The sequence below is a fragment of the Psychrobacter urativorans genome, from assembly GCF_001298525.1.
Classification (GTDB): Bacteria; Pseudomonadota; Gammaproteobacteria; order Pseudomonadales; family Moraxellaceae; genus Psychrobacter; species Psychrobacter urativorans_A.
In genome coordinates, this window is sequence record NZ_CP012678.1 from 2,624,594 (window position 1) to 2,637,596 (window position 13,003).

Genomic DNA, 13,003 nt, shown 5'->3' on the forward strand with positions numbered 1-13,003 from the left:
CTTTATAGTATTCAGTTTTTATAATGGATTGCGATCTTTATTCCAGTGAGTGGTTCAATACGGCTTGATACAGTAGCTTTGGTTTGGCATCTAATAAACCGTTGCTGAAGCCGCGCAGCCACCAAACCAGTTGAGAGGTTAAGTTGACCGTGGCATGAATCGTTAGGGTGTCATCGGCATGAATCGTTACCGTCTGGTCATGACTCAGTTTGCTTTCGGTGAGACTTTTGCCAGCCGTTTTCGTAAAGTGTAATTCGATAGCGGTATTTTTACCATGATCAGGCATTTGGCTTAATAGCGGATGGGTAAAGCCCATGCCGCCAGCATCTAAGTAGGTATCTAAGTGGAAGTCATTAGGTGTTTGGGCAATACTTTCAAGTATCTCGACACTGGCAAATCGATGTAGTGCAAACGTGCGAATAATCGCGTCAGCATCATCGGTACGCGTGGCAAGCAAATAAATAATCACGCCTCGCTGAATAATGGCTATCGGATTGAGGGTATATTCGCTGGCATCCGCTTTGTCACTGCGGGTATAGCAGGCTTTGATTTGTAATTGATAAAACAGCGCATGATAAATATGGTCTTTACTGTCTAAGTCGATGTGCGGGGCGATAAGCGGCTGGGTTGCAGGCTCAATGCGTACTCTGTCAATCCATGAGTGCGTCACTTTACTATTTTTAAGTTGCCGACGTGCCAAATCAAACCAAGGAAACAGCTCGTCCAAGATAACGGGCGGTAGCAGCTGCGTTAAGTTTGCTTCAACCATATTAAAGGCGACCGCTTGTGATAGGTTCATGTGCGGTAAACTTTGTAGCGGTGCATCATCGCACCAGCGCCAACCTTGTGGATTGGCATTGTTTTTTTCAATAGGAAAGCGCTTGGCTAAGGCGTTTAAATCGCGTTGCACAGTGCGCAAGCTGATATCGAAGCCTGCAAGCGTGAGCTGCTCATAAATATGACTGGTGCCAACCCAGCGATTACGCTGCAATTGTGACAGCACTTGCCATTGGCGAGCGGTGGTTGCCGCGCCATGACGACTTGCCGCGGTTTCGCTTGCGCTGTCATCATTATTAATGAGCGTGGCTGTTTTTTGAGCGTTTGGTTTTTGCGCAGTCATTAAGAGTTAACCTGTATGCAGTCGCTTTAGTATTGGGTTTATTAAAATTTATCTAACTCAATATCATCTTGTTGTTGCTGACGTTTCTTTTTTTCTTTACGTTTTTTCTCTTTTTGTTTTTCTTAGATTTTTTATCCGTTACCTCCTCAAGCTGTGTATCTCCGGTATCTTGGTTATTATCCCATAGCATCAGCCGCTGTAATACCTTGCCAAATAAGGTCTCTTTGCGATAGCGTTTCTTTTTATTAAGCGTATCAATCGGCAGTCCTGTCATTAAGGTTAACGCTTCGCTCAGTGTATTCACGCCATAAATATGGAAGCTGCCAGATTTCACGGCTTCAATGATGTCATCACGCAGCATTAACTGCTTAACATTTGCCATGGGAATGACCACACCTTGTTGACCCGTCAAGGCTTGTTCGCGGCAGGCATCAAAGAATCCGGCTATTTTGGCATTAATACCGCCAACCGCTTGTACTTCACCCAGCTGATTCATTGAGCCAGTGATGGCATAAGCCTGATTAATCGGGATATTGGCTAAGGCGGATAATAGCGCACAGGCTTCGCTCACTGTGGCACTATCACCATCAATATGGGCGTAGCTTTGCTCAAATGCCAATGACGCACTAAAGTTTAAGGCATGATGTTGGCTAAAGAGAGCGCGTAAATAACTGGTCATAATGAGCATGCCTTTCGCGTGCAAGCTGCCGCCCAAATCAACATCGCGCTCGATATCAAGAATATCACCGGCGCCAATATTAGGCTGAATAACGGCAGTTAAGCGCGCAGGCATACCAAATTCACTATCGGCATAACTGACTACCGTTAAGGCGTTGACCTGACCAACGGCTTGACCTTGGGTGTTAATTAATTGCTGACCATTTTTCAGCTCTTCCCAATAGAGGTCGCGTAAGTATCCTGAACGCTCGTCCATATCGGCAATTGCTTGGGTGACATGATGGACATCAACGATACGTTGATTTTCAAGGCGGGCATGACGATTGGATTCGTGTAGCAGTTTAATCAACAAGTCGCTGTGCAAACTTAAGCGGTCTTGGTCTTCAGCTTGCAGGCTTAAATGTTCTAGCAAGGCGGCTTGCGCGCTATTATCAAAGGGGTATAGCTTGGCAAAATCAATGATATCCGCCATTTTAGCTACCAATGCCAATTCGTGCTCATTGGTACGAATCACATCATCATGAAAGTCAGCGCGTACTTTAAATACCGCATCAAACTCAGGCTCAAGTTCTAACAGCTCATAATATAAGTCTGCTTCCCCCAATAAGATGACTTTTACATTCAGATCAACAGGCGCAGGGGATAGTGACAAACTACCCGTTAAAGTGAGCATTTGCTCAAGGCTAGACAATTTAATTTTGCGCGATTGTAGCGCCCGTTTGAGCCCTTGCCATGCATAAGGATGTTCAAGTACGTGACTGGCTTCTAATAACAAGTAGCCGCCATTAGCACGGTGTAGCGCTCCGGCACGAATCATGCTGACATCAGTGGTTACAGTGCCAAGTTGGGTGATTTGCTCAACATGACCAAGTAAATTCAGATGGGTTGGCAGGTCTTCAAAAATAACGGGTGCGCCACTGTCAGGCTTATGGCTGACCATGACATTGACCGCATAACGACTTGGCGTGGTTGCCAAAACTGCTGCGATAAATTCTTCATCATCACCATTCACAATACGCTCGACATGGGTCACCATATCAGCAAACATTGCTTCTAAATAGTCGAGAACGGATTGATTTTCGGTAAATAATTCACGAATAGGCGTGAATAAAGGCTGTAGCGCCCGTTTGGCGATATTGTGATGCAGCTCTTCTATGGCATCATTGGCTTCGTCTTCTAACTGTTCTAAGGCAATGGTGAGCTGATTGAGCCGTTTTTGCATATGGTTCTTTTGTGCAAAATTACTGAGTTCCGCTTCATAACCATTATCATCATGCTTATTTTCAATGTCTTTACTGGTTGTTTTAGTCTTAGCAGAGGTTGATTTATTATTATTATTTAAATGGCTGGTTGCTACTTTTACCTCACCATCATCATTATTATCAGCGGTATTACTGTTAGCAGCATCACTAATACTATCACTGACACTGGTATCTTCTGTGGGCAGCTGGCTTGGGTGTACAAAGACGGCTTTATTATCAAAGGGACGAAAGGTCAATGCTAAGTCGTACTGCTTGCCTTCAGCATTTAGCGCATCATAAGCATGGGTTTCTTGTTGATGGGTGGCATTTTTGATGGCTTCAATTTTGCTTTGATAGTGATCGCTACGAAAGCGTTGGTTCAGCCGTTTTTTGGCTTGTTGCCATAAGTTGTTGACCTGCTGCTGCAATAGGATTGATTGTCCGGCAGGTAGATGTAATGCCATCGGTGTACGCGGGTCAGTGAAATTATGCACATACACCCAATCATCAGGCGTTGGCTGCTCTACAGCAATGCGCTGCAATAAGCGACTGATGACTGTACGTTTACCCAATCCATTTTCACCAGCCGCAAAGACATGATAACCGCTCGCATGGATATCCAAAGCCGTCTGTAATGCTTTAAGTGCACGTTGTTGCCCAAAGCCGATGTTTAAATCTGGAGCGGTACGGGTGTCAGCAGGCAGCTGACTGACATCGCTATAGCGTTTTAATTGCTCAGCAGCGATGCGACAGCGTCGGTTAACTTCCGTTAAAATCGGGTCTGGTAACGGATTTTTTTGACTGTTCTTTATTACCTTTGACTGATGCGTTGAGAGGTCAGTTTTTGCGGCATTAGGAATGGTCGTTGTCGAAGTCGTTGTGATATCGGCATTGGCTACAGGTTGAGTCATATGGGCATTCTGCTGTTGAGTCATAAGCGTTAGGGTGATCGTCTCAAAAAATAGGGAGTTAAGGTGTATGAGTATGTCGGTGTATGCGCCTGATTATCAAGCACAATATTTGTACCATTCGTTAATTATTGTCCGCTCTTGGTGACCAGTTTAAGGTTTTATTCTTATTGTCTAGGCAGAATAAGGCTTTAATACCCGCGAAGATAGTATAAGATGGCGGACATTGACGCAATCTGCAACTATTCAACACGCAGAGCGCATGATAAAATAGATGATTCACCTATCAAAATGGGATAACGTGTTGTATGTCAGATTCTGCTAAGAGCGCTACCGTATCATCCTCTGCTGGTACAGGACTTGCTATTACTGACCCGACTGGGTTTACAAAAATTGGGGCACAGTTGCCAACGCTGGCTAGTATTTTGGCACAATCCGTTCAAACATTAGCCTTACCGTTAAGCGATAGTCAGCAGCGCACGTTATTATTGTACTTAGACCAGCTTTTATTATGGAATAAAGCGTATAATCTCACCGCCATCACCGATCCGGTTGAAGCATTGATTAAGCATGTGATTGATTGCTTGGCTATTATAGCGCATTTACCGGCTGGGTCTTTGTTGGATATCGGTACGGGTGCAGGGTTACCCGCCGTCATTATTGCGATTTGTCAGCCTGAGCGCCATTGCACCGCGCTCGATAGTAATAAGAAAAAAATCCGCTTTATTAAGCAAGTCAGCAGTGAGCTTGGACTGAGTAATATGACTCCGATTGCGGCACGTATTGAGGCGCATGATGGACAATATGACGTGGTGACCTCTAGAGCCTTTGCTAGCCTGATTGATTTTGTCGATGCTGCACAGCCGCGTTTGGCGAGTGGCGGTCGCTTGTGTGCGATGAAAGGCAAAGCACCAACGGCAGAAGAGCTACAGGAATTATTACCACAATGGCAGATTGACACCATTAAACTGAACGTGCCGCGTTTAGATGACAGCCGTCATTTGATTGAATTATCTTATAAAAATGTCTAAGCTAGCTTTATAGTCAAGCGATATTAATTAAATTGAGTGAGTGTATGGAAATCATAGCCATTGCGAATCAAAAAGGCGGTGTTGGTAAAACCACGACGGCAGTGAATTTGACGGCAAGCTTGGCGGCTAAACGCAAGCGCGTACTGCTAATTGACTTAGATCCACAGGGCAACGCCACCACAGGCACAGGTCTGGATAAAAATGATTTGGCATTAACCATGGCGGATGTGCTCCTCGATGGCGTGTCTCTACAAGAAGCCATCGTTACCAGTCCAGCAGGTTTTGATGTTATTGGTGCCAATCGTGAGCTTGCCGGTATGGATATCACCTTGATGGGTCAGACCAATAGCCATGAGCTACTAAAGACGGCAATGAGTGACTTAGTCACAGACCAAGTCACTGGGCAAAAACAGCCTTATGATTATATTATTATGGATTGTGCGCCCAGTTTAAATCTACTGACCATCAATGCCTTAGTAGCAACTGATGGGGTGATTATTCCGATGCAGTGTGAGTATTATGCACTTGAAGGCTTGGCAGATTTGTCACAAACGATTGATCGTTTAAAAGAGCTGAATGCTAAGCTTTATATTCGTGGTGTGGTAAGAACCTTATTTGATGCGCGTAATACCTTAGCCAATGATGTGTCGGCTGAACTGCAAACGCATTTTGGCGATATCATGTACGACACCCATATTCCAAGGAACGTGCGCTTAGCGGAAGCGCCAGCACATGGTATGCCCGTGTTGACTTATGATAGATGGTCTAAAGGGTCACGCGCCTATCAAAAGCTTGCAGCTGAAGTGATTGAGCAAAGTCGTAAATAGCAGGCTAGTCATTTAAAGTGTAAAATTAATGATGAACGGTTTTTTATAAACTCTTCATTATTAAAGATATTAAAACCACGTTTAGCAATTGTTGTCTGTAACAGTAAGCTATTATTAATAAAAATTTGGCTTTTATTTTAGCGTTAGAGGATAGGTAATCATGGCGAAAAAACGAGGATTGGCAGCCAATCGAGGTTTAGATGCCTTATTGGGGTCAATCAAAAAAGAAAAGCAAATTACCGCCTCTGCCTTGCAAGATGATATGGTCGCGCGTGATGCTATTCTGCCAGATACCGAATTGGACAACCTAGCCGAACCTGTTTTAGATGCGTCTGCTAACAGCAGTCGCACTAAAGGACGGGTAAAAGCAAACCAAGATGCTGCGGGTACGAACCGTATGCGTGCGATACGCAATAATTCTAAGGCGCTCAGTAGTATCGATAGCACTGTGGCTGAAGACCAAATCAGTCTGATACAAATTAATGTGATGCGCTTGCAAGCTGGTAAATATCAACCGCGCCGTGATATGAGTGAAACGGCATTGAGAGAGTTGGCGTCCTCTATTGAACAGCATGGCATTATGCAGCCTATCGTTATTCGTCCACTGCTGGCGCGTGAAGATAAAAGTACCGCTGATGTCACTCATGAAATCATCGCTGGTGAACGACGCTGGCGTGCGGCAAAAATGGCGGGTAAATCGGTTATTCCTGCGATTGAGCGTGCCTTGTCCGATGAATTAGCCATCGCTTTGGCACTGATTGAAAATATTCAACGCGAAGATTTATCAGTGATTGAGCAAGCCGCTGCATTGCAACGTTTTCATACTGAATTTGGTATGAGTCATGCCATGATAGCCGAAGTGGTCGGTAAAGCACGTACCACTGTCTCGAATTTGCTCCGTCTTAACCAACTTCACGATACGGTTAAAGATCATTTAGCGACCAGTGCTCTTGATATGGGGCATGCGCGTACATTGTTAGCGCTATCGTCTGAGCAGCAGCCTATCATCGCGCAAAAAATCATTGATGGTGGCATGACAGTACGAGAAGCTGAAAAGCTGGTGAAATCTATCTTAAATCCAGCACCTAAAGCCAGTCGTGTTGAAGTGTTGCAGACACCTGATATCGAGCGTTTAACCCAACGATTAAGTGATGCATTAGGTGCAGAAGTTAAGCTTAAACATAAAAAAGAGGGTCAAGGTAGTGTGGAAATATTCTTTCATAATCAAGACCAGTTTACGGCTTTAATGAAGCATCTAGACGTGCAGGGATAATAATAGAAGTGAGGCTGATTGGGCTTGTTAAATTGGTACTGAGATGTTGCTTGGTAAACCTTTGTTGTAATAGCCCTAAGCAGATATTTTAGAAAATGCTATACTTTAGCGTTTACTATTAGTACTGACTTTTTATTATTATTGTCTGTATCCTCATGGTTTTACCAATTTGTCAATGTTGAAAACCTGCATTGCAAATCCACGTATTCACATCACATTTGAGGCTTTTATGAGCCAATCTCATCACCCTGACTCTACAAAGACTTCTGCTAAAAGCATGCCGATAAGCCCGCTTAAACGCAAAACTTTATTGCGTCTGTTAAGCTATCTTAAGCCATATTGGTGGGCGCTGTTACTCACGGTTATCGGCTTTGCTATTAATGCCGCCACTGAAATTTGGATTGCCAAGTTATTACAATATATCACTGATGCCATTAATCAAAATGACCAAAGCAAACAAGATTGGTTTCCTGCGTTAATTATCATGCTGTTTTTTGTGCGTGGTGTTGGTAGCTTTTTGGGTAATTATTATTCGGCTTTGGTGTCGCGCAATTTGGTCTATGAGCTGCGGGTTCAGGTTTTTAACAAGCTATTACGCTTGCCAAGCTCGTTTTATTTAGCGAATCCAGCCGGTACGATTTCATCAAAGCTTATTTTTGATGTTGAGCAAGTGACTGCAGCCAGCACAGACTCAATGAAAACCCTATTACGTGACGGTTTGACGGTAGTAGCGTTGCTTGGGTTTTTGCTGTATAGCAATTGGCGTTTGACCTTGATTTTATTTTTAGTGCTGCCGCCTATCTTGTGGTTGATTCGTCTGGCTTCCAAGCGCTATTTAAAGTTGTCCAAAGGTATTCAGCAGACTATGGGCGATGTCAGTCATGTTACTAATGAGGTGATTGGTGGTTATCAAGTGGTCAAAAACTATGGCGGACAAGCCTACGAATCTCAGCGTTTTGATGTCATCTCAAAAAAGAACTTGCGCCAAGGTATGAAAGTAGTGGTTACCAATAGTATCAATACGCCAGCCGTGCAGCTATTGATGGCGATTGCAATGGCGGTGGTGGTATGGCTTGCGCTACGTCCTGCGGTGATTGATAATATTTCAGCCGGTGAATTTATTTCTTACATTGCGGCTGCTGGATTACTCAGTAAGCCGGTACGCTCACTGACCGATGTGAATCAAAAGCTACAAAAAGGTATCGCGGCGGGTGAATCTATTTTTGCGCTTCTGGATGAGCCTGAAGAACAAGATAGCGGGGTCCTGAACCCAACGTTGGCAGGCGATATTCATTTGAATAATGTCAGTTTGATTTATCCAGACTCGACCGTGGCACTGCGAGATTTTAATTTAAATGTGCATGCGGGCGAGACCGTGGCATTGGTCGGTCGTAGTGGGGCAGGTAAGTCGTCACTGGTTAATTTGTTGACGCGAACCCTTACCGCAACATCTGGACAAATCACGATAGACGGGCTACCGATTGAGGATATTACTCTAGAGAGTCTGCGGGCGCAGATTGCGATGGTGAATCAACAAGTGGTATTATTTAATACGACCGTGTTTAATAATATCGCCTATGGTGGTTTAGCAGATAAGACTCAAGCGGAAGTGGAACGTGCCGCGAAAGATGCTTTTGCGCATGACTTTATTATGAAAATGCCAAACGGCTATCAAAGTCAGATTGGTGCAGAGGGCTTGCAGCTATCGGGCGGACAACGTCAGCGCTTGTCCATTGCTAGAGCGCTTTTAAAAGACGCGCCTATTTTAATATTAGACGAAGCGACCAGTGCGCTTGATAATGAGTCAGAATATTATATTCAGCAGGCGCTTGATAATGTCATGAAAGACCGCACGACAATCGTTATTGCGCATCGTCTCACGACGATTGAATCTGCTGACCGGATTGGGGTGTTGGATAATGGTCGGATTGTCGAGCTGGGTACACATGACGAGTTGATGCAAAAACAAGGTCATTACGCGCAAATGTATGCCCGTGATTTTAAGTAGTTTGCGCAAGATTGTAGTTTTTGAGTTTCATAGATATTAATAAATAAGCAGCGATATATGAGCGTGCATTGATGAGTATGGAGACGGCAGTTACCCGCGCATGGCAGCGCCAAGCTGCTTGGTTATGGCTATTGCTGCCTATCAGTTGGTTATATGGTCTGGTCACAATGCTGCGCCGACAAGCTTATAAAGCGGGTCTATTTTCAAGTTATCGCGCGCCCATTCCAGTGATGGTGATTGGTAATATCACAGTTGGCGGTAGTGGTAAAACCCCATTGATTATGGCTTTGGTCAGTCATTTGCAGCAACACGGTGTACAGGTTGGTGTGATTAGCCGTGGCTACGGTGGTGATAGTCGTCAAATGCCTGCGTTAGTGACGAGCGCTAGCTTGCCAAGCGTCGTTGGGGATGAGCCTTATTTAATGGTCATGAATACGGGCGTGCCGATGGCAGTATGCCCCAATCGTCAGCAAGCTATTGAGGTTTTATTGCACGCACATCCTGAGCTGCAATTGATTATTGCGGATGATGGCTTACAGCATTATGCGTTGCAGCGTGATATTGAATGGATTGTGGTAGATGCGGCACGCGGTTTTGGTAGTCATCAGTTGTTACCGACAGGGTTCTTACGGGAGCCGATGTCACGGTTAAACAATGCAACGGTCATTTATCATGAAAAGCCAAATGCGCAGCCAATCGCCTATAACGTTAAGCAACCAACCAAGCGCTTAACCATGCAACTGCAACCCGATACTTTGCTGCCTTTATTACCTGAATTTCAAGTCAATAATATGGTGTCGCCTGTATCTGTTGGGAGCCAAGTTCATGCGGTCAGTGGCATTGGTTATCCGCAGCGTTTTTTTGACACGCTCAGCACACTAGGCTTTGCTGTTATTGAACATGCTTATCCAGACCACTATAATTTTAATGTGCCAGAACTGCTGCAATATACTCATTATCCCATTATTGTTACCAGTAAAGATGCGGTAAAAATCCGTGCATTATTTTTGCAAGCAGAAAACCGTCAGGAACTCAGTAGAGATGAGCAGGAAATCGCAAGTCGGTTATGGGTATTGCCAGTGACCGCTATACTTTCTGAAGCTTGCTATCAGACGTTGGAGCAGCAATTAATAGCATTGGGTATCGGGTTAGATGCTGTCCATTGATTGTGAATTTAGTGCCGTATTTATTATAATAAATAATTGTCTTATTGATAAATGCAGTCAGTGATTATTAAAGTATTACCTATTCTAGGAATAATTTATGCCAAATATATTAATGCCTATCAAAACTCATATTGTTATTCCGGCACGTTTTAAAAGCACGCGTTTGCCCGGTAAGCCGTTATTAACTATTCATGGTAAGCCGATGATACTTTGGGTCGCTGAAAAGGCGCAGGCTGCTCACTTTGCTGATGATATGTGTATTGCGACCGATGATGCGTGTATTGCCAAAGTTTGCATGGATGCCGGTTATGATGTGGTAATGACGCGTGCTGACCATATGTCAGGAACTGACCGCTTGGCGGAAGTTGCTGCCATCAAAGGCTGGGCAGATGATGATATTGTTATTAATATGCAAGGCGACGAGCCGTTAGTACCGCCATTATTGCTAGAGCAGGTAAAAATGCTATTGGTGCAAGACAGCGCTAGTGTGATGGCAACATTATATGAACCGATTGATGATTATCATACCTTTATGCGCCCGTCAGTGGTCAAAGTGGTCAGTGCTATGGTTGCTGATACGCAACGGGCGCTATATTTTAGTCGTGCGCCCATTCCTTGTGATCGCGATGTGGCGCTTGCCATAGAGTCTGATATGCAACCATCTTCAGTGTTGCCTGCGCCAAAAAACGCCTATCGTCATTTAGGTCTCTATGCGTATCGAGTTAGCTTATTGCAGCAATTTGTGCATTGGGCACAAACGCCACTTGAGATACTTGAGAGCTTAGAGCAGCTGCGTATTTTAGAAAATGGTGGCAACATCGCGATTGCAGCGGCAGCTTTGCAGTTGCCGGCAGGGGTAGATACTCAAGAGGATTTAGAGCGTTTAAATGCTATGAGCTTAACTGACTTTCAGAGCTTTTAGTAATCGATAATATTAGTAGTGAGTATTATTTATAGCATTTACTACTAAAAATTAGCCTAAGTAAAAAATAATAGCACTCTTAAATTAAGTATTGATATTATTAACTAAGAGCTCTTAAAAGTTACATCAAATCATAAGGCAATAGACGTGGAAAATATGACAGATAGTATTTATTTTGCGCCACTATTGCCTTGGCAGCAAACATTATGGACACAACTGACCGCGCGAGTATTAACCCCGCAGCAGTCGTTACCACATGCGCTTCTCGCTGCTGGCATGCAAGGTATGGGCAAGCGTGCGTTTGTGTGGCGTTTGGTAGCGTGGTTATTGTGCCGCGAGCGTGAAAATCATCCCCTTGGTGCCTGTGGCAGTTGTGAGAGTTGTCAATGGCTGAAATCGGGTACGCACCCAAGTTTGCAAGTATTACCCGCAATCAGCAAGCCGATTAGCGCGGCAAGTAGCGAGAGCTATGAGGCATTAAAAAGTACTAGCAAAAAAACAAAAGCTGATAGTAAGGCTACGGCTACCAAGGCGATTGATAATGCGGCACTGACGACAAAGGTAGATGATATCCGCGCCCTACAACCTTTTATTTATCAAGGTGGACAAGGGATGCGCATTTGCGTCTTGGATCATGCTGAGCAAATGACGATTGCCGCTGCCAATGCCTTGCTCAAAACGTTAGAAGAACCACAAGCGCAAGTTTATTTATTTTTAATTAGTGACACACCGGCAAAACTACTACCGACGATTAAGAGCCGCGTGCAGCAATTGCCTTTACAAATTATCGCTGCATCGACAGCACAGGATTATGTGACTCATGCCCTCGGCAGCACTATTAATCGTGAAGTGGTCAGCCCCACGCAAATAGAACAATTACTACAATTAGCCAATGGTGCGCCTTTAACCGCGATAGATTTGGCGCAAGCATCTTGGTATAGCAAGCGTGCGTTGTGGCTGACCACATGGCAAGCGCTGCAGCAAGGTAAGCGCAGTAGCGTAGCTGCCAGTGATTATTGGCAAACTCAACTTGGCATTAGCGATTTTATTCAGTTAACTGAGATGATGCTGCTCGATATTCAGCGCGTGAGTCTTGGTCTTGCCAGTAATCAACAAGATATTGATTTGGTCACTGCCATACAAAACTATCAACCGAGTGATAATGCCCTAGCAGCCCTCGCAAGCAATTTACAGCAAACAAAAATAGCCTTACAACAAAATGTGCAAGAAAAATTTGCCTATGATAAGCTGATGCAACAATTAGCGCAGTTATAAGTTTACAGCGAGAATTTTGTCGCCTTTAAGGCACGTATTTATATCTCTAGATCATCGCGATATTATTTACTGAGGCTTTTTATTTAACCCTTTATTTAACCCTCTATTTCACATAAGGAATGGCTCATGGCAATGCCCGGACGTGGCGGGATTCTCACCTGTCATATTGAAGATGTCGCAACCCTATACGCCAGCTATTTGTCCTTTGTGGAAAATGGTGCATTATTCGTACCCAGTACGCTTGCGCAACAGCTAGGAGACGAAGTATTTATTGCCGTCACTTTACCCAATTCTAGTGAACGTTTACCGATGAATGGTAAAATAGTATGGATTAATCATACCGCTCAAGCCAACCGACCAGCAGGGTTTGCGGTGCAGATTGGGACGGATGCCGCAGGACAAAAAATAAAAAATGAAATAGAACGTTTATTGGCGGGTAAAATTGATAGCCAGCTAGCCACTTATACGATGTAGTTATTTTTAATAAAAATAAGTAAATAAAAACAACCTAGCAACGCCGTATAAAGAATAAAAGCCAAATAAAAGCCCTCTCA

General features: G+C 44.2%; 10 protein-coding genes. 8 read left to right on the plus strand and 2 right to left on the minus strand.

The window, feature by feature from the left end; translation table 11 throughout:
- Positions 1–37: 37 nt before the first annotated feature.
- Positions 38–1,120, minus strand: a complete 1,083-nt coding sequence (locus tag AOC03_RS11240) for a helix-turn-helix transcriptional regulator (RefSeq protein WP_062536049.1) — start codon at positions 1,118–1,120, stop codon at positions 38–40.
- 52 nt (positions 1,121–1,172) lie between these two features.
- The gene (locus AOC03_RS11245; RefSeq protein ID WP_157049320.1) at positions 1,173–3,950 is read right to left on the minus strand and encodes an ATP-binding protein; all 2,778 of its coding nucleotides are present in this window, start codon (positions 3,948–3,950) and stop codon (positions 1,173–1,175) included.
- A 305-nt stretch (positions 3,951–4,255) separates the two neighbouring features.
- Here AOC03_RS11245 and rsmG point away from each other — a divergent pair, with 305 nt between their 5' ends.
- The 8 genes from rsmG to AOC03_RS11285 all read left to right on the plus strand — a co-directional run bounded on the left by rsmG (position 4,256) and on the right by AOC03_RS11285 (position 12,923).
- On the plus strand, positions 4,256–4,978 hold the full coding sequence (gene rsmG / locus AOC03_RS11250; RefSeq protein ID WP_062536053.1) for a 16S rRNA (guanine(527)-N(7))-methyltransferase RsmG: 723 nt from the start codon (positions 4,256–4,258) through the stop codon (positions 4,976–4,978).
- Positions 4,979–5,022: 44 nt separating this feature from the next.
- Positions 5,023–5,805 (plus strand): ParA family protein, encoded by a 783-nt coding sequence (locus AOC03_RS11255; RefSeq protein WP_062536055.1) that lies wholly within the window; start codon positions 5,023–5,025, stop codon positions 5,803–5,805.
- Between the two features lie 160 nt (positions 5,806–5,965).
- Complete coding sequence (locus tag AOC03_RS11260) at positions 5,966–7,078, plus strand: ParB/RepB/Spo0J family partition protein (protein WP_062536057.1); 1,113 nt, start codon at positions 5,966–5,968, stop codon at positions 7,076–7,078.
- 277 nt (positions 7,079–7,355) lie between these two features.
- Entirely contained in the window at positions 7,356–9,086 is a 1,731-nt protein-coding gene (msbA, locus tag AOC03_RS11265; protein ID WP_227514341.1) for a lipid A export permease/ATP-binding protein MsbA, read from the plus strand.
- 71 nt (positions 9,087–9,157) lie between these two features.
- Entirely contained in the window at positions 9,158–10,252 is a 1,095-nt protein-coding gene (gene lpxK / locus AOC03_RS11270) for a tetraacyldisaccharide 4'-kinase (protein ID WP_062536061.1), read from the plus strand.
- A gap of 97 nt (positions 10,253–10,349) precedes the next feature.
- Positions 10,350–11,174: a 3-deoxy-manno-octulosonate cytidylyltransferase gene (gene kdsB / locus AOC03_RS11275; protein ID WP_062536063.1), complete on the plus strand. Its 825-nt coding sequence runs from the start codon at positions 10,350–10,352 to the stop codon at positions 11,172–11,174.
- A gap of 156 nt (positions 11,175–11,330) precedes the next feature.
- The gene (locus AOC03_RS11280; RefSeq protein ID WP_062536758.1) at positions 11,331–12,449 is read left to right on the plus strand and encodes a DNA polymerase III subunit delta'; all 1,119 of its coding nucleotides are present in this window, start codon (positions 11,331–11,333) and stop codon (positions 12,447–12,449) included.
- A 126-nt stretch (positions 12,450–12,575) separates the two neighbouring features.
- The gene (locus AOC03_RS11285; RefSeq protein ID WP_062536065.1) at positions 12,576–12,923 is read left to right on the plus strand and encodes a PilZ domain-containing protein; all 348 of its coding nucleotides are present in this window, start codon (positions 12,576–12,578) and stop codon (positions 12,921–12,923) included.
- Positions 12,924–13,003: the final 80 nt, after the last annotated feature.

What these genes read in the sequence shown, in the direction of transcription:
- AOC03_RS11240 (WP_062536049.1), bottom strand. Translation starts at nt 1,120, where the DNA reads ATGACTGCGCAAAAACCAAACGCTCAAAAAACAGCCACGCTCATTAAT.
- AOC03_RS11245 (WP_157049320.1), bottom strand. Translation starts at nt 3,950, where the DNA reads ATGACTCAACCTGTAGCCAATGCCGATATCACAACGACTTCGACAACG.
- rsmG (WP_062536053.1), top strand. Translation starts at nt 4,256, where the DNA reads ATGTCAGATTCTGCTAAGAGCGCTACCGTATCATCCTCTGCTGGTACA.
- AOC03_RS11255 (WP_062536055.1), top strand. Translation starts at nt 5,023, where the DNA reads ATGGAAATCATAGCCATTGCGAATCAAAAAGGCGGTGTTGGTAAAACC.
- AOC03_RS11260 (WP_062536057.1), top strand. Translation starts at nt 5,966, where the DNA reads ATGGCGAAAAAACGAGGATTGGCAGCCAATCGAGGTTTAGATGCCTTA.
- msbA (WP_227514341.1), top strand. Translation starts at nt 7,356, where the DNA reads ATGCCGATAAGCCCGCTTAAACGCAAAACTTTATTGCGTCTGTTAAGC.
- lpxK (WP_062536061.1), top strand. Translation starts at nt 9,158, where the DNA reads ATGAGTATGGAGACGGCAGTTACCCGCGCATGGCAGCGCCAAGCTGCT.
- kdsB (WP_062536063.1), top strand. Translation starts at nt 10,350, where the DNA reads ATGCCAAATATATTAATGCCTATCAAAACTCATATTGTTATTCCGGCA.
- AOC03_RS11280 (WP_062536758.1), top strand. Translation starts at nt 11,331, where the DNA reads ATGACAGATAGTATTTATTTTGCGCCACTATTGCCTTGGCAGCAAACA.
- AOC03_RS11285 (WP_062536065.1), top strand. Translation starts at nt 12,576, where the DNA reads ATGGCAATGCCCGGACGTGGCGGGATTCTCACCTGTCATATTGAAGAT.